This is a genomic window from Flavihumibacter solisilvae (assembly GCF_000814475.1).
GTDB classification, from domain to species: domain Bacteria; phylum Bacteroidota; class Bacteroidia; order Chitinophagales; family Chitinophagaceae; genus Flavihumibacter; species Flavihumibacter solisilvae.
The window spans coordinates 157,972-183,420 of the sequence record NZ_JSVC01000010.1 but is presented as its reverse complement, the minus strand read 5'-3'; the positions used below and the strand labels follow the sequence as shown (position 1 = coordinate 183,420).

The 25,449-nt window shown below is 48.0% G+C and carries 21 protein-coding genes; 13 read left to right on the top strand and 8 right to left on the bottom strand.

Features of this window, described 5'->3' with window-relative positions; translation table 11 throughout:
* Window positions 1-50 precede the first annotated feature (50 nt).
* The 8 genes from infB (at window position 51) to OI18_RS10120 (ending at window position 13,713) form a co-directional block, all read left to right on the top strand.
* A complete protein-coding gene (gene infB / locus OI18_RS10155) occupies window positions 51-3,104 on the top strand; it encodes a translation initiation factor IF-2 (RefSeq protein ID WP_052273067.1) in 3,054 nt (1,017 codons plus the stop codon).
* Window positions 3,105-3,190: 86 nt separating this feature from the next.
* Window positions 3,191-4,549, top strand: a complete 1,359-nt coding sequence (locus OI18_RS10150) for a peptidylprolyl isomerase (RefSeq protein ID WP_052273066.1) — start codon at window positions 3,191-3,193, stop codon at window positions 4,547-4,549.
* A gap of 102 nt (window positions 4,550-4,651) precedes the next feature.
* Window positions 4,652-8,884 (top strand): PAS domain S-box protein, encoded by a 4,233-nt coding sequence (locus OI18_RS10145; protein WP_039139538.1) that lies wholly within the window; start codon window positions 4,652-4,654, stop codon window positions 8,882-8,884.
* Window positions 8,885-8,893: 9 nt separating this feature from the next.
* On the top strand, window positions 8,894-9,535 hold the full coding sequence (locus OI18_RS10140; RefSeq protein WP_039139535.1) for a response regulator: 642 nt from the start codon (window positions 8,894-8,896) through the stop codon (window positions 9,533-9,535).
* 20 nt (window positions 9,536-9,555) lie between these two features.
* Window positions 9,556-10,239, top strand: a complete 684-nt coding sequence (locus OI18_RS10135) for a uracil-DNA glycosylase family protein (RefSeq protein WP_039139533.1) — start codon at window positions 9,556-9,558, stop codon at window positions 10,237-10,239.
* 143 nt (window positions 10,240-10,382) lie between these two features.
* Window positions 10,383-11,807: an MATE family efflux transporter gene (locus tag OI18_RS10130; RefSeq protein WP_052273065.1), complete on the top strand. Its 1,425-nt coding sequence runs from the start codon at window positions 10,383-10,385 to the stop codon at window positions 11,805-11,807.
* A 31-nt stretch (window positions 11,808-11,838) separates the two neighbouring features.
* The gene (locus OI18_RS10125; protein WP_052273064.1) at window positions 11,839-12,894 is read left to right on the top strand and encodes an AI-2E family transporter; all 1,056 of its coding nucleotides are present in this window, start codon (window positions 11,839-11,841) and stop codon (window positions 12,892-12,894) included.
* Window positions 12,895-12,978: 84 nt separating this feature from the next.
* Window positions 12,979-13,713, top strand: coding sequence for a murein L,D-transpeptidase catalytic domain family protein (locus tag OI18_RS10120; protein WP_240312751.1), 735 nt, complete (start codon window positions 12,979-12,981; stop codon window positions 13,711-13,713).
* A gap of 78 nt (window positions 13,714-13,791) precedes the next feature.
* Here the strand turns inward: OI18_RS10120 and OI18_RS10115 are convergent, their stop codons facing one another.
* On the bottom strand, window positions 13,792-14,523 hold the full coding sequence (locus OI18_RS10115) for a hypothetical protein (protein WP_052273062.1): 732 nt from the start codon (window positions 14,521-14,523) through the stop codon (window positions 13,792-13,794).
* 6 nt (window positions 14,524-14,529) lie between these two features.
* Window positions 14,530-16,011, bottom strand: a complete 1,482-nt coding sequence (gene rpoN / locus OI18_RS10110) for an RNA polymerase factor sigma-54 (protein ID WP_039139531.1) — start codon at window positions 16,009-16,011, stop codon at window positions 14,530-14,532.
* 123 nt (window positions 16,012-16,134) lie between these two features.
* On the opposite strand from rpoN, the gene OI18_RS10105 reads away from it, so the two are divergent.
* Window positions 16,135-16,446: a hypothetical protein gene (locus tag OI18_RS10105; protein ID WP_152616782.1), complete on the top strand. Its 312-nt coding sequence runs from the start codon at window positions 16,135-16,137 to the stop codon at window positions 16,444-16,446.
* Window positions 16,447-16,527: 81 nt separating this feature from the next.
* On the opposite strand, the gene OI18_RS10100 is transcribed toward OI18_RS10105, so the two are convergent.
* The 5 genes from OI18_RS10100 to OI18_RS10080 form a co-directional block, all read right to left on the bottom strand.
* Window positions 16,528-17,121 carry a carboxymuconolactone decarboxylase family protein gene (locus OI18_RS10100; RefSeq protein ID WP_240312750.1) on the bottom strand — a complete coding sequence of 198 codons (594 nt, stop codon included), beginning with the start codon at window positions 17,119-17,121 and terminating at the stop codon, window positions 16,528-16,530.
* A gap of 65 nt (window positions 17,122-17,186) precedes the next feature.
* Window positions 17,187-17,741, bottom strand: a complete 555-nt coding sequence (locus OI18_RS10095; RefSeq protein WP_039139630.1) for a peroxiredoxin — start codon at window positions 17,739-17,741, stop codon at window positions 17,187-17,189.
* 197 nt (window positions 17,742-17,938) lie between these two features.
* Window positions 17,939-19,195, bottom strand: coding sequence for a glycoside hydrolase family 10-like protein (locus tag OI18_RS10090; RefSeq protein ID WP_052273061.1), 1,257 nt, complete (start codon window positions 19,193-19,195; stop codon window positions 17,939-17,941).
* Between the two features lie 29 nt (window positions 19,196-19,224).
* Window positions 19,225-19,680, bottom strand: a complete 456-nt coding sequence (locus OI18_RS10085) for a MarR family winged helix-turn-helix transcriptional regulator (RefSeq protein ID WP_039139527.1) — start codon at window positions 19,678-19,680, stop codon at window positions 19,225-19,227.
* A 57-nt stretch (window positions 19,681-19,737) separates the two neighbouring features.
* Window positions 19,738-20,763 (bottom strand): radical SAM/SPASM domain-containing protein, encoded by a 1,026-nt coding sequence (locus OI18_RS10080; RefSeq protein WP_039139525.1) that lies wholly within the window; start codon window positions 20,761-20,763, stop codon window positions 19,738-19,740.
* Window positions 20,764-20,818: 55 nt separating this feature from the next.
* Here OI18_RS10080 and OI18_RS10075 point away from each other — a divergent pair, with 55 nt between their 5' ends.
* Together OI18_RS10075 and OI18_RS10070 are read left to right on the top strand one after the other, a co-directional pair.
* Window positions 20,819-21,586 (top strand): glycoside hydrolase family 25 protein, encoded by a 768-nt coding sequence (locus OI18_RS10075; RefSeq protein WP_039139524.1) that lies wholly within the window; start codon window positions 20,819-20,821, stop codon window positions 21,584-21,586.
* A 23-nt stretch (window positions 21,587-21,609) separates the two neighbouring features.
* Window positions 21,610-21,846: a hypothetical protein gene (locus OI18_RS10070; RefSeq protein ID WP_039139522.1), complete on the top strand. Its 237-nt coding sequence runs from the start codon at window positions 21,610-21,612 to the stop codon at window positions 21,844-21,846.
* Window positions 21,847-21,858: 12 nt separating this feature from the next.
* Here the strand turns inward: OI18_RS10070 and OI18_RS10065 are convergent, their stop codons facing one another.
* A complete protein-coding gene (locus tag OI18_RS10065) occupies window positions 21,859-23,454 on the bottom strand; it encodes a hypothetical protein (protein ID WP_052273060.1) in 1,596 nt (531 codons plus the stop codon).
* A gap of 533 nt (window positions 23,455-23,987) precedes the next feature.
* Here OI18_RS10065 and OI18_RS23755 point away from each other — a divergent pair.
* Together OI18_RS23755 and OI18_RS24680 are read left to right on the top strand one after the other, a co-directional pair.
* Window positions 23,988-25,220, top strand: coding sequence for a rhodanese-like domain-containing protein (locus tag OI18_RS23755; protein WP_160290216.1), 1,233 nt, complete (start codon window positions 23,988-23,990; stop codon window positions 25,218-25,220).
* A gap of 59 nt (window positions 25,221-25,279) precedes the next feature.
* Window positions 25,280-25,435, top strand: coding sequence for a hypothetical protein (locus OI18_RS24680; protein WP_160290215.1), 156 nt, complete (start codon window positions 25,280-25,282; stop codon window positions 25,433-25,435).
* Window positions 25,436-25,449: the final 14 nt, after the last annotated feature.

Here is a 25,449-nt window from a genome sequence, read left to right as displayed (position 1 = left end):
TTAAAAGAAAAACAAAATAATGTCTGCGTGGGGCAGACGAATAAGTACGAATGGCAGAAACAACAACACCAAGATTGATGGCAGCCGCCAAGGAATTCAACATCGGGAAAGAGACCCTGGTGGACTTCCTGGCGAGTAAAGGCTTTCATCGCGATGATCTGAAACCTACGTCTAAACTTACTGAAGACATGTACCATGCGCTTCAGCGTGAGTTCCAGGGCGATAAGGTTGCCAAGATCAAAAGTGATCAGATTGACCTGCCCAAAGGCAGTGTCCAGGATAAAAAGAAAAAGGAAGAAGAAGAGGTGGTTTTCCGGAAGGAAGTTAAAAAAGCGGCTGAGCCAGCTAAAGAAGAAAAGCCAGTGGTGGAGGAAGCTCCGGCCCCACCGGCGCCTGCCGTTCAGGCACCTGCCCCGCCCGTAGAACCGCCACCGCCACCTGCACCAGTTGAACCTGTTCAGCCGGTTGTGGCAGAAGTAAAACCTCCGCAGCCCGAGCCTGCTGAAGCAGCACCCGAAGTGCCTAAAGCAGAAACTCCGAGTTTCGGACCTAAGATCATCGACAAAATTGATCTGTCCGCAATAGACTCCTCCACACGTCCCAAAAAGGTCGCCAAAAAGCCGGTTGAAACCGAGCAGGAGCCTGTTGAGGAAAAAAGCATTAAACCAGAGCCCGTAGCTGAAGCACCCGCTCCGGCGCCTGTTGTGGAAAAGAAAGAAGAAGAACCGGTTGCTCCGAAGGAAGAACCTGCAAAACAGGGAGAAGCCCCTGTCGAAGAAGACGTTCCGCCTGTTATTGAAAATATCCAGGCGCAGCGACTTACCGGTCCTAAGATCCTCGGTAAGATTCAGCTTCCGGTTGACAGTGATACCCGTCCTAAGCCGGCAGCTGCATCAGCAGGTCACAGCAGCGACGAAAAACGTAAGCGCAAGCGTATTCCCATCGATAAGAAGGGAGAAAATATTACCCGTCAGCAGGCCAGCGGCCACGGACCTTCACAGGGCCAGGGCCAGGGTGGTCATCGCGGACCAGGTCAGCAGCAAGGCGGATTCCGTGGTCCCGGACAGGGCCAGGGTCAGCAGGGTGGTAACCGCTTTAACCGTCCCGGTGGCGGTCAGCAGGGTGGTAACCGTGGACCCAATCGCCCGGGCGGTGGACCGCGTCACCAACCACGTGAGGTTAAAGAGATCGACCAGAAGGAAATCCAGGAGAAGATCAGGCAGACACAGGCTAAAATGGCCGGTGGAAGCGGCAAGGGTCGCAGCGTGAAATCCAGGCTTCGCCGCGAAAAACGCCAGGAAATGGCGGAGCACATGGGCGACGAAATGCAGGATAATACACTGCAGGTTACCGAATTCATCAGTGTAAGCGAACTGGCGAGCCTGATGGATGTGAGCTATGCGGAAGTGATCGGCAAATGTATGAGCCTCGGTATGATGGTGTCCATCAACCAGCGCCTTGATGCGGAAGTAATTGAACTGGTAGCCAGTGAATTTGGTTACAACGTTGAATTTATTGGTGTGGACGATGCAGACGCGATGGATGAAGAGGAGATCGAAGATCTTCCGGAAGACCTGAAGTCACGCTCACCGATCGTAACCATCATGGGACACGTTGACCACGGTAAAACTTCATTACTTGACTATATCCGTTCTGCAAACGTTGTGGGCGGTGAAGCGGGAGGTATTACCCAGCACATCGGTGCATATACGGTTGACCTTCCCACAGGTAAAAAGATCACCTTCCTTGATACACCGGGTCACGAAGCGTTCACCGCGATGCGTGCACGTGGTGCCAAGGTAACGGATATCGCGGTTATCGTGGTTGCAGCAGATGATGCGGTGATGCCACAGACCCGTGAAGCGATCAGCCACGCGCAGGCCGCTGGTGTACCGATGATCTTTGCCATCAACAAGATCGATAAGGACGGAGCAAATCCGCAGAAAATATACGAACAGCTGGCAGGAATGAATATCCTCGTTGAAGAATGGGGTGGTAAATTCCAGAGCCAGGAACTGAGCGCCAAGAAAGGTCTCAATGTAGACCTGCTGCTCGAAAAGATCCTGCTTGAAGCAGAGATCCTTGAGCTGAAAGCTAACCCTGACCGTGAAGCCAACGGTACCATCATCGAAGCCACCCTCGACAAGGGACGTGGTTATGTGGCTACCGTGCTTGTACAGAATGGTACTTTGCACCAGGGTGACATCGTGGTGTCGGGTCAGTACTACGGCCGCGTAAAAGCAATGTTCAATGAAAGGAACAAGAAACTGGAAGTGGCGCCACCGTCAACCCCGGTATTGATCCTTGGACTGAACGGAGCTCCGCAGGCAGGTGAAACTTTCCGCGTATTTGAAGACGAAAGTGAAGCAAAAGAAACCGCTTCCAGGAGAGCCCAGATCCTTCGTGAACAGGGTATTCGGACCAAGAAGCATATTACACTCGATGAGATCGGACGCCGTCTTGCTTTAGGAAACTTCAAGCAGCTGAACCTGATCATCAAGGGTGACGTGGATGGATCGGTAGAAGCCCTCAGTGATTCACTGATCAAGCAGAGCACCGAAGAAATCGCCGTAAGCGTTGTGCATAAGGCAGTAGGTGCCATTACTGAAAGTGATGTTCTCCTCGCTACCGCTTCCGATGCGATCATTGTCGGATTTAACGTCCGCGCTTCCAACCAGGCAGCCCGCCTTGCAGAAAGCGAAGGTGTGCAGATCAAGACCTACTCTATCATCTACAACGCGATCGAGGAAATCAAGAGCGCGATGGAGGGAATGCTGGAGCCGAAGGTCCAGGAGAAGGAAGTTGCCACAGTCGAAGTCAGGGAAGTGTACAGGTTCGACAAAGCTACTGTTGCCGGATGTTTCGTTACAGAAGGAAAGATCAGGCGCGACAGCAAAATCCGTCTCTTCCGCGATGGGGTACTTATCTATCCCCGCCAGGAAGGTGGTTTTGCGGAACTTGGCAGCCTGAAACGATACAAGGACGATGTTAAAGAGGTGAACAATAACTACGAATGCGGTCTTACCATTAAGAACTTCGCAGATATCCAGGTGGGCGATACCATCGTGGCTATTGAAGAAGAAGAAGTAAAACGCACGTTGTAATCCGACACCTATCTTTTTGTTAAATCATTTCTTATTATAAACAGGAGCCAGTCTCCTGTTTTAATTTGGTATCCGTTAGAGTTTATATGAAGAAAACTGTATTATTCCTGTTTGCTTCCATTACGGCACTCGCCCTGCAGGCACAGACCCGCAAGGTGGTGGCAGATAAGATCGTGGGGGTAGTGGGTGACAAGATCATTCTGCATTCCGATATCCGTAACGCTATCCTTGATGCCCAGCGGCAGGGACAACAAATACCTGAGAACCCAGAATGCTTCATCATGGAACAGGCGCTGGCTCAGAAAGCACTGGTGTTGCAGGCCGAAAAGGATTCACTGGCCGTAAGTGAAGAGGAAATTGAAGCGCTGCTCGACAACCAGATCCGCGGCTTCGTTCAGATGTATGGTTCAAAAGACGCCCTCGAACAGATCGCCGGCCGTACCGTTTACCAGATCAAGGAAGACTTCCGCCAGTCGTTCAAAGAACGCAAACAGGCGGAACTGATGCGGAATAAGATCGTTGCCAATATCAAGATCACGCCGACTGAAGTGAAGGATTTCTATGATAAGATCCCGGTTGACAAACTTCCTTATTACGAAACGGAAGTAGAGGTCGGGGAAATCGTAGTATACCCGAAAGCGAGCCGCGACCTTGAATTATATGCAATTGAAGAACTGAACGATTTCAAAAAGCAGGTGGAGAGCGGCAAGCAAAAATTTGAAACTCTCGCCAGCCTTTATACAGATGACCCGGGAAGCAAGAATACCGGCGGTATGTATAATGTCAACCGTACTGAAAAGCAAATGGATCCCACATTCATTGCAAACGCTTTTCGCCTGAAAGAAGGCCAGGTGTCCCCGGTTTTCAAAACAAAATTCGGTTATCATATTATCCAGATGGTGAGCCGCGCGGGAGATGATGCAACAGTGCGTCACATTCTGAAGATCCCGGCCATTACTGACACTGAAACCAACCTGGTGATCCAGAAACTGGATTCCATCCGCACAAAAATCAATGGCGGTGCGCTTCCTTTTGGCGAAGCAGTAGCAAGGAATAGTGATGCGGATGAAGCGAAGTTTACTGGTGGAATGAAACAGTGCGGAAACGGTACATATTGCACGATTGACCAGCTGGACAAAGACCTGGTGCTCGCACTTCGCGACATGAAGCCGGGCGATATCTCGACTCCTAAATCCTTTACGGACGAAAGAGGGAAGAAGGCAGTCCGACTGATTTACCTGAAATCCAGGACCGAACCTCACCGCGAAAATCTGAAGGACGACTACAATAAAGTGGCTGACAGGGCTATCGAAGAAAAGAAAATGGACGCGATTGAAAAATGGTTCAACAGCAAAATACCTACGTTTTACCTTGTGATCGATCCGCAGTTTGCCGGTTGCCAGCAACTGGGAATCTGGATGCAGAACATAACGAAGAACCAGTAATTCAATCTCCTTTGAAATCAGCAGTAGGTCTGCCCTTCGGGCAGACTTTTTATTTTAAAAGTGTACTTTTACTGATACGGCACAATCAGCCGTCCCCCCGGGATGCCAGCCAAACACTCCGTTGCTTCGAAAATAAACCTGCACTCTCCTTTCCGGCTCTTCTCGGATTCGGATGCTTTAGTATATGATTGTTGTGATTCCCTGCAGGAGCAGCTTGGCAAATTCTGGAACGGCGACCCGATTCATCTTGATTCCCTCCTTCATCTCGACAGTACTGCCCGGAAACACCTGCGCATGGCTACCTCTGAAGGAAAGTCTGTTTGCTTCAGGGCATCTATCCGGGTAAACGGCGAAAGCCTGTTGCCGGTTTACTGGACCGTGATTCCAAAAGAAGGAGGCTGTGAATGGTTTGGTTTTCCTGGCGGTACCCGCAACCGGATAGAAGGACGACTGAACGAACTTGAGCTGATCGTGGCCGCCATGAACGATATCGTGTTTGAGCTGGATCACGAAGGCATTTTCCTTAATTTCTGGATAAGAGACCCATCAGTATTATTTATTCCCCCGGAACTCTTCATCGGGAAAAAGGTCGAAGATGTGCTGGTGACTTATTTCCAGCCCATTGCCGGATTATTACTGCAGGGATATGATGAAGCCAGGGGTAAGCGGAAGTCTGCCATAGTTGAATACGCACTGCCGGGAACGGATGACTGGTTCTCCTGTCACTTCACTCCTGTACTGGACCCCGACTCAGTTCCACTTGGAATGCTGATCATCATCACGGATATCACTTCCCAGAAAAAACTGGAAAATAGTTTAAGGCAGAGCGAACACAGGTACCGCGACCTGTTTGAAAATGCAAATGACATCATCTATATCATCGGAACCGATAGTAATATCCGTTCCATGAACCGGAAGGCAGAGGAACTGCTGGAATATACCGAGAACGAGCTGGTCGGACAATCAGCCGATCTTTTTTTCACGCCCGAAAGGCTGGAGCTGGCGAGGGAGTTTTTCTATGATAAGCTCAATGGTGAAATCCCGGCGGCTGTATTTGAGTCGGAATTCGTTTCCAGGAGCGGGAAAAAGATCCCGGTTGAAATCAGCTCCAGGCTGATCTATGAAGGACAACAGCCCTCCGGCATCCATGTAACAGCCCGCGATATCAGTCACCAGAGACAATCCCAGCAGGAACTCGCAAAAAGCGAGGCAAGGTTCCGCTTTCTTTCAGAATACGCGAAGGATCTCATTTGCCTTCATGACCCCAAAGGAAACTATATCTACGTTTCACCTTCTGCACAACCAATACTTGGTTACACGCCTGATGAACTTCTCGACCGGTCACCATACGAATTTTTTCATCCTGAAGACGGGGCAACAGTAGACGCCCCCCTGCTGCAGTATCGATTCCGGAAGAAGGGCGGGGAATATGTGTGGCTTGAATCGGTATCCAAACCGATTGTTGAGGACGGGGAAGTAATCTACATCCAGACCAGCAGCCGGGAAATAACAGACCGCAAAATGGCGGAGCAGGAGCTTGTAGAACGTGACAGGCTATCCTCTGCACTTGCGCTGGCCAGTAATAAATTGCTGGTGAGCGATTCATTGCTCGACGGTCTCGACCATTGCCTTAACATACTTGGAGAAGCTGTAAAGGCCGAGTGCCTTTTTGTGCTGAAGTTCCAGGAGGGGAATCCCGAGCTTTTTCATATCTGGTGTGAAGCAAAGCCTTGTCATGTTCTTGAAAAGAAAGGCCAGTTTGCCGGGATTGGAAGTTTATTGCCCGATCGGCTACAGTTGCGCGCAGGGTATTCAGCAGAATTCCAGGTAACGGCAGAGAGGGATTCTACCATCAGGACATGGATGACGGAACTCGGATACAAGTCGCTGATACTCACGCCTATCGTTAGTGGCGATGGAAGTTGGGGTATCCTTGGCTGTGGCCAGAAAACTGAATCCCGTCACTGGAGCAAAACCGTACGGCATACCCTCATTACTTTTGCTTCTTCGGTCAGGGGCGTCATTGAGAAAGACCTGCGGGATACACAGCTCAGGGATAGCGAAGAGCGTTTCCGCGCACTGTTCAAGAACTCACTTGACATAGTGTTCCTGGTATCCCCGCAAGGGAAGCTCACTTATGCCACACCCAGCCTTCAGAAGATCCTGGGTTATGACGAAACGGAGATCCTGCAGGCACAGATCCGCTTGATCATCCATCCCGAAGAACGATCAGCTTTCGATGCCGCATTGAAAAAACTGGCAAACGGAAAGGAAAAGGATATCATCCTTCAGCTTCGTGCGCTGCACAGGAGCGGACACTGGTTGTGGATGGAATTAAAAGGCGAAAGCAAACTCAGCAATCCCAGCATCAATGGCATCATCATGAGCCTGCGGGATATCACCGAGTACATTGAGATCGAGAAAACCCTGAAACATTATTCCGACAGGATTACGGGGATGCTGCATAGTATAACGGATGGGTTTATAGCGGTTGACCGTGACTTTTACATCACCATGTATAACGCGGTAGCGCAGGACCTCCTCGATCACAGCCCGAACTTACGGGTGGGAAAATCTGCCTGGGAACTTGCCTCAAACGCAAAGACATCGACAAGTTACAAGGCGTTGAACCAGGCTGTAAGGGAAAACAGGACCATACGATTTGAAGAATATGCCAACAGGCTGAACAGGTGGTTTGATGTCAGTGCGTTTCCCTTCGACCAGGGACTCTTCATTTATTTTAAAGATGTGTCTGAAAGAAAGCTGCAGGAAGGGCTTCTACAGCTGGAGAAGGAAGTGCTGGAGATGCATACGGGCTCCAATGCCAGCCTGCCTGAGATCGCAAATCACCTGCTGGTTGGTCTTGAGGCCCTGAACAATAAAATTGCCTGCGCAGTTTGCCTGGTTAAACCAAACCTGCGGGATGCGACATGCTTGTCTGCCCCCGGTTTACCGGACGCCTACCGCGAATTTGTGGAAAATACACCTCTCGATCCAATGCTCACTACCTGTGGCCGGGCGATACTCCAACGGCAACAGGTGATCATTGATAATATCCCGGAAAGTGACCTTGCTGAGGAAACCCGCGTTAAAGCGGATGCCCTTGGCATCAGGGCTTCCTGGTCGATTCCGATAATCAGTTCATTAAATGAGATCCTTGGCACATTTGTCGTTTATTTCCGTGATGCAAGGCAGCCGGTCCCGGATGAACTGAATATGATCAGCAGGGCTACGCATATTCTCACCATGATCATTGAAAACAAGCATGCGGCTGAAAATGTGCGGATCAGTAATGAACGCTACCTGCTGGCAACAAGGGCGGCGAACGAAGCGATCTGGGATTGGGATGCTGTAAATGACGAAGTGTTCTGGGGAGAAGGGTTTACTTCACTTTTCGGTTATGCCCCGGGACGATGGCCATCAAATACCGATAACTGGGAAAAAAATATTCACCCGGATGACCGCGACCGGGTGCTGAAAAACCTGAAACACTTCACTTCGGGCGCCAAAACCGGCCTCTTTATGGAAGAATACCGGTTCAGGAAATCAACCGGAACCTATGCGATCGTGATTGATAAAGCCTATTGTATTTATGACGAACGAGGCCAGGTGCGCAGGATGATCGGGTCAATGGAAGATGTGACAGACCGCAAGCAACTTGAACAGCAGTTGATTCAGCAGGAAGTGTATAAACAGCAACAGATCGCCAGGGCGGTTGTGGATGTCCAGGAAAGCGAGCGGGCCGAGATCGGGAAAGAACTCCATGATAATGTTAACCAGCTGTTGACTACTGCAAAATTGTTCCTCGAAGTGGGAAGGAATGATCCCGAGATGCAGCACCAAATGATGAAAAGAAGTTCAGACACCATTATGAGTGCCATTAACGAGATCCGCAAAATCAGTCGTTCGCTGATGCCTGCCAGTATAAGTGACCTCGGATTGATAAGTTCTGTGAATGACCTTGTGCAGAATATTGCTATTGCACGCCAGCTTGTGGTGGATTTCAGGTACGATCCAGATCTTGATAAACTGTTAAATGCCAAACAAAAGCTGATGCTTTTTCGTATTATTCAGGAGCAGGTCAATAATGTTTTGAAACATGCACACGCAAGTAGCTTAATTATCGTTATATCATCCCTGCCCGACCTTATCCGGCTTGAGATTGCAGATAATGGAATAGGATTTGATCTGGAACAGGCGAAAATGAAAGATGGCGTAGGCCTTTCGAATATTCTAAGCCGTGCAGCTATCTTTGATGCCGCTGTCCAGGTAAAAACAGCCCCGGGAAAGGGCTGCCAGCTGATTATAGATTTACCTAATATCCTAAAAAACTGAGTAAAATATATGAGTAAGGTTTCGATTATGATCGTTGATGATCACAAACTCATCAGGGAAACCTGGAGTTTCATCCTGGGTAGCGATCCCCGGTTTGAAGTGATTGCCGATTGTGGAGATCCCGAAGAGGCGATTGAAATGGCGAGAGCTCATCATCCGAATATCGTGCTGATGGACATTAACATGGTTCCCATCAGCGGTTTTGATGCCACAGAGCAGATCAGGAAGTGTTCACCCCAAACCAAAGTTATCGGGGTGTCAATGCATTCCCAGCCGGCATATGCGCGGAAAATGCTCCAGGTAGGCGCCCAGGGCTATGTCACAAAGAACAGCAGTCGCGAGGAAATGGTAAAGGCCATTCTCGAAGTAGACAAAGGAAATAAGTATATCTGCGAAGAGATCAAAAACATTATCTCCGAGCAGCTTGCAGACACATCTTCTGACGGGCCTGATTTCCAGAGCCTTACTGAGCGGGAGATCCAGATCATTCACTTCATCAAGGCCGGGAACTCTTCCAAGGAAATTGCATTGCAGCTCGAAATTTCATTGAAGACTGTGGAAGTTCATCGCCATAATATCCTGAAGAAGCTGAAACTAAAGAACTCTGCTTCTCTCGTGAATTTCATCAACAGCAACCCCAGTCTCTACTAATTACCGCATCACCGGAAATTGTGAAACTTTTCGCTGATAAAGTCCTTGCATTTTATAAAGAGCTGACAGCGCCCGGTTACCTTCCAGCGAATGTACAGGCGCTGTTTCCTTTCACTTCTCCGGCTGTCCGGGAAGTAATACGGGAATTTTACCATAGGTACTTTGCTGACAATCACGCCCGGCATATGCTGATTGGAATCAATCCCGGGAGGTATGGTGCAGGAATTACCGGTATCAATTTTACAGCCCCCCGGCAACTTGCTGAAAACTGCGGCATTCAGCACGGGTTCGGGAACCAGTCAGAATTGTCGGCGGAATTCATTTACCTGGTGATTGAAGCATTCGGCGGCGCGCAGGCTTTTTACAGCAGGTTTTACCTCGCTTCGGTGAGCCCGGTCGGCTACACCCGTAACGGGAAGAATCTCAATTACTACGATGATCCCCTGCTGTCGGAGGCGATCCGGCCTTTCGCCGTTCAATGCATGAACAGCCAGCTTGGATTTGGCATCAACAGGAATATCGCGATCTGCATAGGCGGCGATAAGAATCTTCGATACCTGCAGGGTCTGAACCAGCAGTATGGTTTCTTTGGAAAAATAATTTCTGTACCGCATCCCCGATTCATCATGCAGTATAAAAGGGCATCGCTGGAAAAATATATCGCGGAATATTTACATGCATTGATGCAGTGCGTAAAAGAATAATATTTACTTTTACTGCCTCTAATCGTCTTTTTATGCGCATTTAATTAGTTGGCTCCTGCCAACAATCTTTCAGGGATCATTCAGCTGGTCAGTACACCGGCGTGTTTTGTATTTGTTTTCCAAATTTTTTTGAATCTAATTGTATGCAAAAGGAGAATTCATCTGCCCTTACACCAGGCAGTGTTTATAAATTATTCAGATCGGCCCTGCGTGGTGATGCACAGGATTACACGACAGGAAGCATTCGTCGCGCCGTTTTTATGCTTGCTATACCTATGATCCTTGAGATGGGTATGGAAAGTGTTTTCGCCGTAGTGGACCTCTACTTTGTGGGGAAACTGCCCGATAGCCAGCATAATATCCAGACCGTGGGACTTACTGAATCCGTCTTGTCACTTGTATACGCGCTTGCAATAGGAATCAGTATGGCTGCAACGGCCATGGTTGCCCGCCGTGTAGGTGAAAAAGATAATAGAGCGGCATCGCACGCGGCGATGCAGGCATTGTGGGTTTCGCTCGCACTTACAGCTGTGGTGAGTGTATCCGGCCTTTTCCTGGCCCCGGACATTCTAAGATGGATGGGGGCGGAACCAGAGACAATCAGGATCGGTGCACCTTATACCAGGCTCATGATGGGTGGCAGCATTGTAATCATGTTGCTTTTCCTGATCAACGGAATCTTCCGTGGAGCGGGAGACGCGTTCATGGCTATGCGCAGTTTGTGGATCGCCAACATCGCAAATATCATCCTTTGCCCGATACTCATCCTGGGACTCGGACCCATTCCCGGATTTGGCTTGTTCGGCGCAGCGCTTGCCACAACCATCGGGCGTGGTATCGGCGTATGCTACCAGTTATATCACCTGTTCAACGGGAAATCTGTCGTGAAGCTGAATCTCAGTGACTGGAAACCGGACTTTCCTGTTATCAGGTCACTGGTAAAGATCGCTACACCGGGAACCATGCAGTTCATCATCGGCTCCTGCAGCTGGATCTTCCTGGCGCGCCTGGTTGCAGAAACCGGCCATTCTGAAGCTTCAGCCGGGTACCAGACAGCAATCAGGATCCTCATCTTCTTCCTGCTGCCTGCCTGGGGTATGGCAAATGCGGCCGCCACCCTGGTAGGTCAGAACCTGGGTGCTCAGCAGCCACAACGGGCGGAGATGTCGGTGATCGCAACGGCAAAATACAATACCATCTTTATGGCAGTGGTGATGTTATTTTTCCTGGTTGCTGCAGATTGGGTGGTGGGCTTCTTTACCTCTCAGCCGGAAGTAAAGCGAATAGGTGTGGTTGCACTCAGGATTATGAGCGCCGGGTACATATTCTACGGCATCGGGATGGTTATGGCGAATGCGTTTAATGGTGCCGGTGATACGCGGACACCAACCTGGATCAACCTTTTTGGATTCTGGCTTTTCCAGATTCCGTTGGCATATATACTGTCGAAGGGATTGCAGTTCGGACCCCTTGGTGTATTCATTGCTATTCCAGTGGCGGAAACGGCTATCACGATTGCGGCATGGCTCCTGTTCAGGCGTGGCAGATGGAAGTTGGTGAAGATATAAGAGTGGGCTATCTTACCGCAAACATCTGCTTATGAATTACCTGGAGCCGAATAAGCTAAGGCAGGTATTTTTCCTGGTCATCCTAATATTCCTGGGGATCCTGTTATTTGTAGAGTTACAGGGCTTTCTGCCGGCCACATTGGGCGCATTCACCCTGTATATTCTCATGAGTAAGCAGATGCGGCTATTGGTACTAAAGGGATGGAGACCATCCCTTGCAGCCGCAGTCCTGATGCTGTTGTCTTTTGTGATTATCGTACTACCGATTGGTGCGGTAGTCAAAATGCTGGTATCGCGGCTGAGCATATCTGAAGTCGAATTCAACCAGGTGATCCGCGCGGTAGAAGTTTTCATCAACGATATTGAGCGGCGAACCGGCATGGAACTGCTGAGTGACAAATACATTGGTGAACTCGGAAGTATTGTGGCGCGGGAACTTCCGCTGATCCTTTCTGCTACGTTCAATACCATAACCACGGTTGTGATCATGTATTTCATCCTCTATTTCATGCTGGTGCAGGGGAAGTCAATGGAATCTGCTACACTCGAATTATTGCCCATGAGCCGTGTTTACAGGAACCAGTTGCAGAAAGAGGTAAGGACATTAGTGATCTCGAATGCGGTTGGCATCCCATTGATTGCAGTACTCCAGGGCGTCGTCGCCCTGGTGGGTTACCTGCTGCTGGGCGTCGATGAGCCGGTTTTCTGGTTTGCCATAACCTGTGTTACCGCAATGCTGCCGATAGTGGGAGCCGCACTGGCCTATGTGCCACTGGCCATAATGTTCTTTGTCGGCGGGGAAACCTGGAGAGGTGTGGCCATGCTGCTTTTCGGATTCGGGATAATAGGAACTGTTGACAATATCTTCCGTTTCTGGCTGCAGAAAAAGATCGGTGATGTTCACCCGCTGATTACAGTTTTCGGGGTAATACTGGGACTTAAGCTGTTCGGGTTCGTTGGACTGATTTTTGGGCCCCTGCTGATCTCCGTTTTTATCCTGCTGATCAGGATTTACAAACTCGAATTCAGTATAAGAGCAGTAGATACGCCGGGCTCTTCACCCGCTGAGCCACCACTGGTTAATTAACGAATTAAAAATACCTGCGCGAAGCAGGTAAACATACTATTATCCTGTAGTAGTTCGTTATACACGTCCAACCTTGTGAAAACCTTGATAAAGTACCCAGTTATCAGAAATGCTGTTGCAGGTCTGTCCCTGATTTTCGCCCTCATGCTTCCTGTTGCATTGACAGGTAAAACGGCAAAAGCGATCAGGTCTTCTGGTTTAACAAAGGCACAGAAAGTACTTCTTGAAGCCGATTCAGTTTACACTCAACTTCATTTGCAATCACGCGGACTCACTAAGGTGGCATTTGTATATGCGTGGAAGGGTTACCGGAACCTTGCCGAAAAAGGACTTATCCGTCGCCCGGAGATTCTTTCTATTTGTGACTTCAGTCAATCCTCATGTAAGAAGCGGTTTTATATCATTGACCTCCGGTCCGGTGAGCTGGTGCTGAACACTTTCGTTGCGCATGGCCGGAATTCCGGTGGTGAGTATGCCCGGAAATTTTCCAACCGCCCGGAATCACATCAAAGCAGCCTGGGGTTTTATGTTACCAGGCAGACTTATTATGGCGAACACGGGCTTTCCCTGAACATTGACGGCCTTGAGAAGGGGATTAACGATAAAGCAGAGAAGCGGCGTATAGTCATCCATGGATCTGATTATCTCGGCCCTGACTTTCTTCGCTACAATAAATTCAATGGTCGCAGTTATGGCTGTCCGGCAGTACCGCTGTCAGAACGCGATGAAGTGATCAATACCATCAAAGATGGGTCCTGCCTGTTTATCTATCACCCTACAAAATTGTATCTCAGCAGATCTAAGGTCCTTAACATGTAAGGATATAAATTTAGTTGGCTTGGACACTGGAGGCAAAAGCCTGATCTGCGGATCGGGCTTTTCATTTTGCTATAGCTGTTATTCAGGCATAGCGACCCAGACAGAAATAAACATGGAAACCAGCCCGATGCCGAGGCCCCAGATCAATTCGCGCACCGTATGGTCACTTACCATCATCCGGGCGCTGGTAACAAGTCCCGCAACCAGGATAGAGATCGACAATGCAACGCCAACAGGAACTATGCTGACCCAGGCAAGGTGAATAAAGAAACCTGTAAGTACGCCCATCGCGATTCCGTGCAGGCTCACTTTGATAAAGTTATTGGCAGTAAGGGAAATGATACTGGAGATAAAGACAGCACACAACATCTGGACCAGCTCAGGCGGATTGTCAGGAAGTTTACGGCTTACATAGAAGATCCAGAAGTAATATACCATCGAAGCGACGATGGGGATAATCCGTTCCTTTTGGGTCCGGAGCTGTATGCTTTGCACAAAACCCAGTTGCCGAAGCAGGAAGACCGTAAACGAAGGAAGCAGGGCGGTACTCAGCACAACCGATATCAGCTTTAGGTGTTTCCGAATGTCCGTTTCGCCTGCAAAGGCCAGGGGATGGATATAAAGCAGGAACGCAGTTATGTAGCCCGGAATAAATAACGGATGAAATAAATACGAGATAACCTCCCCGAAGATCCGCAAAAAGCCAGTGGCAGTTCCAGCTCTTTCGCTCACATTGCCTGCTTCACCCGTCGGGTGCGACCCGACGGGAAAAAATTGTATAGGGCCTTGCCTCTGGTCCGAGTTTTCCATAATTGATTAGAGTTCTTTTCTGAGGCGGGCTACCGGTATGTTGAGTTGTTCCCGGTATTTGGCCACCGTTCTGCGTGCAATGTTATAACCTTTTTCCTGTAACAGTTCTGTCAGCCTTTCGTCACTTAAAGGTTTACGCTTGTTCTCACCTTCTACCAGGTCGCTGAGGATCTTCTTTACTTCACGTGTGGAAACCTCTTCCCCGCTATCGGTGCTGAGGCTTTCACTGAAAAAGAATTTTAAGCGATAGGTTCCGAACTCGGTCTGCACGAATTTGCTATTGGCAACACGGCTCACGGTTGAAATATCCAGGCCGGTTCTTTCAGCAATGTCTTTGAGAATCATCGGGCGCAGCCGGGTTTCATCGCCGGTAAGAAAGAACTCATGCTGGTAGTCCAGTATTGTCTGCATGGTCATCATCAGGGTTTGCTGCCGCTGTTTGATGGCATCGATGAACCATTTTGCCGCATCAATTTTCTGCTTGATGAACAATACCGCTTCTTTCTGACGCTTGTCTTTTTTGCTGCCCTTGTCATATTCTTTGAGCATGTCGCGGTAACCTTCACTGATCCGCAGATCAGGCGCATTCTTACTGTTTAAGGTAAGTTCAAGTTTTCCGGCGTTGTTGTAAATGAAAAAGTCGGGCACAACATAACTCTCGGCCTTATTTACTTCACCCACATTGCCTCCCGGCTTGGGGTTAAGGCGGATGATCTGTTGAATAATTTCTTTAAGCTCTTCATCTGTGATATTGAGGCCGCGCTGGATCTTGTCGTAGTGTTTTTTTGTGAACTCGTCAAAGTAACGGGTCAGGATGTCTATCGCGCCCTGCACTGCTTTTCCATCGTTTTTCTTACGGGTCAGCTGCAGTAAGAGGCACTCCTGCAGGTCGCGGGCAGCAACACCAGGTGGGTCAAATTGCTGGATCAGGGAAATCAGTTCTTCAATATCCTGTTCACTGGCTTCTATATTCTGGCGAAAGGCGAGGTCGTCCTGGATAGAAGCGGTTTCACGACGGAGATATCCGTCGTCATCAATGCTTCCTACAATCTGTTCTGCAATCCGCTTCCTGCGATCATCCAGGTTAAGCATTCCCAGTTGATCGGCAAGCATATCATGAAGAGTCGACTCCACACGGAAGGGCATGGCCTGCTTATCATCCAGCTCCGGGTAATTATCGTCTCGAAGGCGGTAATCTGCTATGTCATCATCACCTTCCTGCACATAATCGCTGATGTCGATATTTTCATATTCATCTGAACCTTCTGCTTCATATTCCTCATCCGTGTTTTCAAATTCATCCCGCGTTTCCTCAAAATTTTCGTCTGATGCTTCATCGCTTTGCTCTAATGCCGGGTTCTCTTCCAGTTCCTCCTTGATCCTTTCCTCCAGATTTGCCGTTGGCACCTGCAGCAATTTCATCAACTGAATCTGCTGGGGAGAGAGTTTCTGTAATAATTTCTGCTGTAAACTTTGACTAAGTGCCATGCGTTAATTTAGGGTTTCCCGGCACTTTCTTTGGGTAAGAAAGCGCCCATTCCACAAAAATCAGGCCGTAATTTACTAAATATGAATTTAACAGGTCAAAAAATAATGCTTAAAATATTTATAATGCTATTAACAGGCATTGGTATAACGCGCACAAATGCCCAACAGGCAAGCGTTTTAGCAAATGACAGCCTGCCTGCAATTATGGGTGCGGGACAAAACGGGACCGGACTAAAAAAATCTCTGAAACTGCCGGTCTCGCCGCTTTTTCCGGTGGTTTGGGCCGACAGGTATAATGTTCAGGCAAAAGCTGTTCCCGCGGACTTCGCTACCCGCAACTGGGGCTTTTTTTGTAAACAGGAATGGCAGTTTGAAAAACGGACGGGAATACCGTTCAGGTTCCGCGTTGGGTCAGTGGAAGAAATTAAAAAGTAAAAATTCAAAAATAAAAAGGGAAAACCGTTGACCTCAAAGCGGCCTTCCGTTTTCCCTTTCCTTCGAAGTTTATAATTACCGTCAGACAAGCACTGCGAGGCTGCGTAATACCGCACCAAGTCGCACTGCATCATGAATGCGTTGTTTATCGGTTCCATGCTGCACGAGGTTCTTTTCGTGGCTGGTTACGCACATTTCACATCCATTGATGGCACTTACCACAATGCTGATCAGTTCAAACAACTCCTTACCAATAACAGGATTCATCATAATGCTCATCCTGATACCAGCCTGGGCGTTGTTGTAAAATTCTTCATGCATGAAATGGCGAAATCGATAGTAAATGTTATTGGCAGCCATCAGGCTTGCACAACCGATTACTTCCGCGATTTCCTGGTCAGTAGCTCCTTCAGCTGTTGCCTTTGCGGCAAAAGCATTCTGTAAGGTTTCGTTCTTTTCGTTTACTGTCACGGCGAGGGCAACCAGGAATGCTTCTTTTTTCTGCAGTGTCGAAGCATTCAATGCATTACTGACATTGATCTTGAGATCACGCAGGTACTTTGCGTCAACGGCCGCAAGCGTTTTCAGGTTTGAACTGAGTAACTGTGTGTCAATTCCCAGGTCATTGAAAAGTGCAGCAGCATTGTCGGTGCTATTTGTTGTTCCAAACATCATAACAAAAATTTGAAGCGCCCGGGAAGCCCGGACGCCTGTAAAAAATATAAGAGGCTTCAGATTTATTACGCCGTCAGCGTAGCTTCTCCTTTCTGCCAGTTGCAGGGACAAAGCTCATCAGTCTGGAGCGCATCAAGTACCCGAAGTACTTCTTTCACGTTACGGCCAACATTCAGGTCGTACAGGCTAACCCAACGTACCACTCCCTGGGGGTCAACGATAAATGTGGCACGGTATGCGATCTTTTCTTCGCTTTCCAGGATTCCCAGTTCATCAGCGAGCGACTTTGAAGTGTCAGCCAGCATGGGGAACTGAAGACCTCTCAGGTCGTCATGGTTATTTCTCCAGGCCAGGTGAACAAACTCACTGTCGGTTGAAGCTCCTACCAGCACAGTATCCCTGTCTGCGAAGTCATTGTAATGCTTATTGAATTCGGCAATTTCGGTCGGACAAACAAAAGTGAAATCCTTTGGCCACCAGAACATCACCATCCATTTACCGGCATCTTTGATCTCATCGTAGCTCAATTCATAAAACTCTTTTCCTTTTTCGATGGATACGACAGCTTTCTTCCTGAATTCCGGAAACTGTGACCCTACTGATACAACTAGATTCTTCATATTATTTCCTTTTTTTTTAGCTGATTTAGCGGCCGCAAATCTCCGAAGCGAAAGCAGAATGTCAAAAAGTTTCGCTTCCATGATCAGGAGAAATTTATAATATCAAAGTGTCTAAAAACGCAGAAGCCGCTGTGAGAGCGGCTTCTGAAGGTTAATTGTTTTTATTTATAACCGATAGAAAGAAATGATAAACCGGTTTATTCAGTTTCATTGTTTGCAGGAAGCCAATCCATTTCAGGTATGCCTGCCCGTTCTTTATAATAATTCAATCGCAGGCTGTCACTCCATCCATTGGGGTTATTCACAAAACTTTTACTGCTGAAATAGATTTCGCCCTGCACATTTGGTGTCTTTCGTATGGCTCGAAGCATCCTGGGCAGTTGATCCTTATCACGCCAGGGAGCGCTGGTGCCTGCTTTATAAATTCCCAGCCCGATATAGCAGTGACGGCCATAGCTGTTTTTGCTCCACCAGTCGAGCAGCACCTCGAAATCAGCCGCCTTGTGACCGAATTCCCAATACAACTGCGGGGCTACATAATCGATCCAGCCATTCCGCAGCCAAAGGACGATGTCGGCATAAAGATCATCATAGTTGGTCTGGCCTGCACGGGTCGCACTTCCCGCGGGGTCTTTCTCCTGGTTGCGCCAGACCCCGAACGGCGAAATGCCAAATTTTACCCAGGGCTTTTCCTCTTTTATGGCCTTTGACAGGTGCACAATGATTGAGTCAACATTGCTGCGGCGCCAGTCATCGCGACTGAGGCCTTTTCCATAAAGCCCGTATGTCCTGGTATCAGGAAACTCTTTTCCTGCAATACGGTAAGGATAGAAATAGTCGTCAAAATGCACAGCGTCCAGCCGGTATCTTTTTACCAGGTCACGCACCACGTTCACCACGAATTGTTGTGCTTCCTTATTTCCCGGGTCAAAGTACCTTTTATCGCCATAGGTAAGGAACCATTCCGGGTGAAGCCGCGACACATGCGTTGCCGAAGGATTCGACTTTTTGATATTGAAAACGGCACGGTAAGGATTCAGCCACGCATGGAATTCCATGCCCCGTTTTTGTGCCTCCGCGATCATGAACTGCAGCGGATCGTAATAAGGAACTGGTGGCTTTCCCTGTTTCCCGGTCAGCCACTCACTCCAGGGTTCGTATTGAGATGGATAAAACGCATCAGCAGCGGGCCTGACCTGCACGATCACGGCATTCAATCCATTCCGCTGGTGCATATCGAGGAGATTGATGTACTCCGTTTTCTGGGTCTCTGTGTCAAAGGAGCCCCGGTTGGGCCAGTCTATATTGTCCACTGTTGCTATCCAGGCGGCCCTGAATTCCTTTGGACTTTCCGTAACAACAGGTTGCACTTCCGATGTGGGAACAACTGTCTGGGCACTGAGGCCGTTAACCGATAACAATGCTATAACAGGCAGGTACGATCGAAATTTCATGTGGCTGATTTCGTTAAAAATAGTGCGGATCAATCCTGGGAGTTCCTGAGCTTATCAAGCAACCCGTTTAACTGGGTAGCTTCGGACTGGTCAAGGTTTTTAAGCAGGGCATCCCACTCGCTCTCGTGGGTGTCCAAAATGGTAAGCAGTTCCCGTCCTTTATCAGAAATGGTAACATCCACGAGCCGTCGGTCGGCGGAGCAAACCACCTTCTGTACAAGTTCCTTTTTTACCAGCCGGTCTACAATCCGGGACGTATCACTCATCTTATCCAGCATCCGCTGCCGGATCTGGAGTGTACTGAGTGGTTCCCCGGCTCCCCTCAAAATCCGCAGGATATTGAACTGCTGCGGAGTAAGGTCATACTGGTCCAGGTGCTTCCTGGTATTTTCCATCAACCAGTTATAAGAGTAGATCAGGTTAATCATCGCTTTCTGGTGCTCACTTCTGAATTTCCGCTGGTTGATATCTTTATTGAGACTCATATATTAAATGGTTCAACATAAAATTAAATAAAATGACTAAACCGCCATGCAAATGTGTCATCCCCACACTTTTGTGCCTTCTGAGCAATTGGCACAGATGTCAATATTGGCCCGACTTTCAAGTAGCTGCGCCCTGAAATTCCGGTAGTCGGGATGTTGCCAGATCTCGCGAAATGACAGTCCCTTGAGGTCGCCCAACCTGTGTTGCGCATCCTTGTCAAAACAGCAGGGTACCACAAGTCCGTCCCAGGTGATAACGGTCGCATGCCAGGCCCGCCAGCAGTGGTTCTGCAGCGAATTACTGAATTTCATCTTCCCGTTTTTATCCCGTTTGTACCTGCTGTATTTTTCAATCGTGGGGATCAGGCTGTTGGGATCATTTTCATAATCATATACCTGTGCAGTCTTCAGCCATACATCATCAACACCGATTTCTGCTGCAAGCTTCCGGACATCTTCGATCTGGTGTTCATTTGGCTTCACTACAAGAAACTGGAAGACCACAAATGGTGTCTTCCTGCCGAGTTCCTTTTTCCACCTGACTATATTCTTTGCTCCTTCGATCACCTTTTCCAGTTTTCCGCCAACACGATATTGCTGGTACACTTCCTGCGTGGTTCCATCTATCGAGATAATCAGCCTGTCGAGACCGCTTTCAACTGTCTTCCTTGCATTGATATCATTCAGGTAGTGGGCATTCGTTGAAGTTGCCGTGTAGATTCCTTTGCTTCCCGCATATTTCACCATCTCCAGGAATGAAGGATTCAGGTAGGGCTCACCCTGGAAATAGAAGACGAGGTAAAAAAGATCCTTATACAACTGGTCAATAGTCTCACTGAAAAAATCCTTCTGCAGCATTCCTGTAGGGCGAGTAAATGCACGCAAGCCGCTGGGACATTCGGGGCAGCGCAGGTTACATGAAGTGGTAGGCTCGAAAGAAATAGAAATGGGTAATCCCCATTGCACCGGCCTCCCGCTGTACTTACTCACATAATAACTGGTTAACACCCTGGCGGCATTCCAGGCACGACGAAGCGTCATTTTTCGCAGGAGATTGATGGTGTCCGACAGGTGCATTGACATGAGACAAAGATATAGGAGTTTGCCGCCGCAAACTTTTTTGTTCCTTTGCGGTCGCATGGCGAAAAAGAAAGCTGATACCATACCCGGGGCAAGGTCATTGCTGGCAATACTTACACTTGCAATAATCGCTGCCCTCGGCTGGTGGTGGTTTAAAAGCAGTCAACCCGATTTTATCCGTTATGATGCCTTCGGAATTGAGATCCCGGCAAATTTTTCCATTCATGGGATTGATGTATCCAAATACCAGCAGCGCATTAACTGGGAAGCAGTTAAGGAGATGGAAGTGGAAGATGTTCGCATCGGCTTTGTTTTTATTAAAGCGACGGAAGGACTGGGAAAAATGGACGGTTATTTCCGGCGCAACTGGGAGAAAGCGGCCGAAACCGGTTTGCCCCGCGGTGCCTACCACTTTTTTATTGCGCCAAAAAGCGGGGCTGAACAGGCTGAGAATTTTATCCGCAGGGTCGACCTTCAACCTGGTGACCTGCCACCCGTGCTTGACGTGGAACAGACTTATGGCGTAAGTGCAGAAAAGCTTCAGAAAGAAGTTAAGGCTTTCCTGGAAAGGGTCGAAACACACTATGGAGTTAAGCCAATTATTTATACCAACGTTGATTTCTATGAGCGTTACCTGAAGGCGGACTTTAATGACTATCCCTTATGGGTCGCGCACTACCTCAAAAAAGACCGGCCGCGGATCACCCGCAACTGGGCATTCTGGCAGTACAGTGAAACCGGGAATGTGAATGGGATCCGGGGCAAGGTTGACTTCAACGTATTCAATGGTGATTCAACAGACTTTGAGAACCTCCTGCTTGATTAGTACATTTATTACAAATTAGCGGTATGAGCGACATGGAAGATGATGCCCGCGACCTGCTCGTGCGAACGCTTATGACGGTTTCGCTGGGTTCGCTGTGGCTGCTTATTAACTCAACGTTCGGGCTAATGTTCGGCTGGTTCTTCTTTGATGTGGTACCTACGCTGGGCAATTACATATTTTATGCATGGTTTTTATTGAGCCTCGGCGCCCTTGTGTGGTATTTTATCAGGCTCTGGAAGAAAAAATTCCCGATCACTTGATATGTTGCGATCTTAACCTGCCAGCCGTTTGCTTTCCTTCACCAACTTTCCGCCATAATTCCTTTTCCGTTGCTGGTGATATTTTTCCTGGATGATCACACTCATCGGTTTTTCGTAAACCTTGCTCTCTACCCATGAAATAATATCCAGGTAGGCAAATGCCCGGGTCTCAAACCGGCTTTTCTCCAGGTGCTTGATCTTATGCAGGAATTTTTCAAGTTCGGGTTTCATTTTCCTCGGAGAAACGCCGAACGAATGACGGATAAAACGGAACATCTCTTCTTCAACGACCGTCAGGTTCTTCATTTTAGCCATAAACCTGTAAACGGATTTGATGAGGGACTCGATGATCTCGTCATTGCCTAATTCATAATGCGCAAGCATGTGCATGAGGCGGGCATAACTCTGGAGGTCGATCCGGAGGTCGGCAGAAGTATCATTGATGATCTTTTGCAGGTAATCAATACAGGTATTATAGTCTCCGCTGCCGAAATGCAATGTGGCAAACTTGTAATTGAATACCACGATGCGGTGAGGATCTACGTACAGCGTATACTCCTCCAGGTTGGCCGCAATCGTATCAACAAGGCTCAGGCCTTCCCTGAATGTGCCTGTCATCAGGTGCCAGTTCAACCGCGCGCTATTGATGTAGATATCGGTGTGTATGCGGAAATTGTCGTGCTGTTGTGCCGTCGGTGTTTGCGCAAAAGTTTCAAATACTTTAAGCGCTTTTTCAAACTGCTGGTAGTTCCTGAGATCAAAGTGGGCATTCAGGAGGTTATGCATTCCCTTGATATAGTGGCCGATCTCCACTTTTTTCATTACTTCATTGGAATCGAAAAGATCAACCCATTTCTGCGTATAACGGTAATACATCAGGAAGTCCTGGCGGATAAAAGCGTACCAGGTGTAACTCTGGTAGAGATAAAGACGTTCATAAAAATCCGTCAGCTCAAACGCATCTGAAGGTAACTGGTCCTTGAAGAACTGCCTGATCCCCGTCTCGTCCTTTTCGTTCCTCGCATGGCCATGCATTACGTACCATCCGTATAGCCGGAGTGCCAGGTTGGAAAGGCGGGTTACCCTGTCGATATGGCTACTGATCTCCAGGGCTTCCTGTGTCAGGCTTTCGGTCTTTTCCTGGATAGTCCGGGTAATATGAAGCGTTTCAATCTTCTTTTCCAGGGAGATCACCTGCGCCAGGTAGTTGAATTTACCATTGGCTTTTGCCAGTTCCCGCGCCCGCTCCAGGATCTTCAGGGCCTGGTGTTTCAATCCTTTGTGATAAAGAATCCGGGCATTGTCGAGCTGCTCCGACAGCTGTAACTCCAGTGTATCTGTACTTTTCAGGTCACGAAGACTCGCCAGCAACTGTTTGTAAAGGTGAGTCTTGATATTATTCAGCTGTGGCTTCTGAATTGAAGGCAGTTTCTTTAATAAAATCTTTTCGTCATAGTCGGGAAGTTTATCCAGTGTGTCGAACAACTCCACGATTTTCAGGTCTTCTTTTGCCGAACTGCGCTTGATATATAGTTTAAAATGCCGCTTTTCTGCCTTGTGAAGAGATTTTATTAACTGAAATAAAGCGTCTGTAGATCTGTTGGGCATCATTAACTATTTTTCCGGAAATCCTTGTTGGATAAGGCTTTAGATGCAAAAATACCCCTTTTGAAGTAATAAAAAACGGTCAAATTTGATTTGACCTGCGAAATTCCTGGGACTATTTTTACATCAGAGTTCAGAGAAAAAGAAAAATACGGCAAGCAATCGTTAGGAAGCAAAGAATCGTAGAGGTCAAAAATTTCAGAACTCCGCTTACAAGGTAAGCCACAAACAAGATCTGAAGAGTTTTTTATATGGCAAGCAATCGTTAGAGGTCGACTGTTTCTACAGTGGACCTTCTTTTTTTATATTTGGCGGTTGTGAAGATATGTTTTTGTTCCTGAAACAGCCAAATAATTTTATGATTTTTTAACAATTAGAATTGCTGTAAATCCAAAGGTTCACCATCAATTTTATTGCCCTTCCACCTCCTTTCCGTTCGGTTAACCTTCTGTATAAAGTCACTGCCATTTTTCTGGTCATCTCCTTAACTTATGGTTGAATATTTCCGGCTTTCCGAAATTGAAACAAACTCTGCTATGAAGAAGGTCCTTCCCATGAGCACATTGCTTGTACTGCTGTTAGTCAGCTATAGCCATGCCCAATACAAAAACGATAACAAAACTTATAAGACCGTTTACCTGGAAGAGCTTTGCAAGGAACTGAAACAACACCCGGGCTATTTACTGCTTGATGTGAGAAGTCCGGGCGAATATGCAGATACAAGCCAGTTTACGAATTATAATATTGGCCACCTCGAAAATGCGATCAATATTGACATCCGTGAACTGCCGAAAAGGGTTGGTGAACTGGATGCTTATAAATCGAAGCCCATTTTTATTTATTGTTCACATAGCCAAAGGAGCCGGCGGGCCTCCACACTTCTTGCTGAAAAGGGCTTCACCCAGGTATTTAATATCAATGAAGGCCTGACCGGGCTGCAGGTCAAAGGAAATGCAGTTGTCGGTTGTGCGGCACAGTTACATGGCACAACCAACCGGTTCAGGCTGATAGGGCCCGCTGAATTAATCAGTCTCGCCAGGCAGCCGGGCAATGCTGTGCTGCTGGATGTTCGACCCGATTCATCTTACAAGGGAATTTCTTCGAATGAAAAGCTTAATGCTTTCGGCAAAATAAAAACTGCACGCCCGGTAGCCGGGGGAATTGATGTGCTTGAGGCGGTGAAAGACATACCTAAAAGGAAAACGATCGTGCTGGTAGATGATTTCGGCGAAGGAAGCCGGAAAGTGGCAAATATCCTGGCTGACCAGGGATACACAGACATCAGGGTACTGCTGGAAGGAATGGACAAGTGGATGGCCACTTCTCCTGCCGATCTTCCCGAAAAATATGACTGGTGGATTTCTTCCGCACCCTACAAAGTGATCACCCCTTCCGAACTGGATACATGGTCCGCCTCGGCAAAAGACCCCCTCATAATCGACATCCGTGACACGCTTGCTTTCCATAATCAGGCAAAAGAAGAGTACCTGAATAAGGGGAATATCCGCAATGCCGTAAATATTCCTTACCCGCTTATGCAGGAGAGTGCCTCTTCATGGTCATTCTCTAAAGACCGCCCGATATTGGTTTATGGCTTTTCAAGTCAGCCCGAAACATTCAGTGCGGCAAAGATGTTAGCATTATCAGGGTATAAGAAAGTTGCTGTACTGAGCGGAGGACTATTCGCGGTCCGCTGGCAGGCAGCAAATATCAGGGGCAGGATTGCCCTGAACAATTGGGTTGTAAATGTTCCACCGGATGGTTTTTAACAAGATTGTAATCAGAAACTGCCAATGTTTCAATATTATTGATTTCAAAATCCAAAGTCATGTCACTACTAAACAATAACAAGAACAACAAGGACAAGAAGAAGCAGCAGACGCAAAACAAGGCAGCTGCATTTGCTGCAGGTAAAGGAAAAACCAACTCGAAATCAGCCTCCCGGCAGACCAAACTTACGGGCGGGGCACAACGTGGCTCATAAGAGTCCTAGTATCG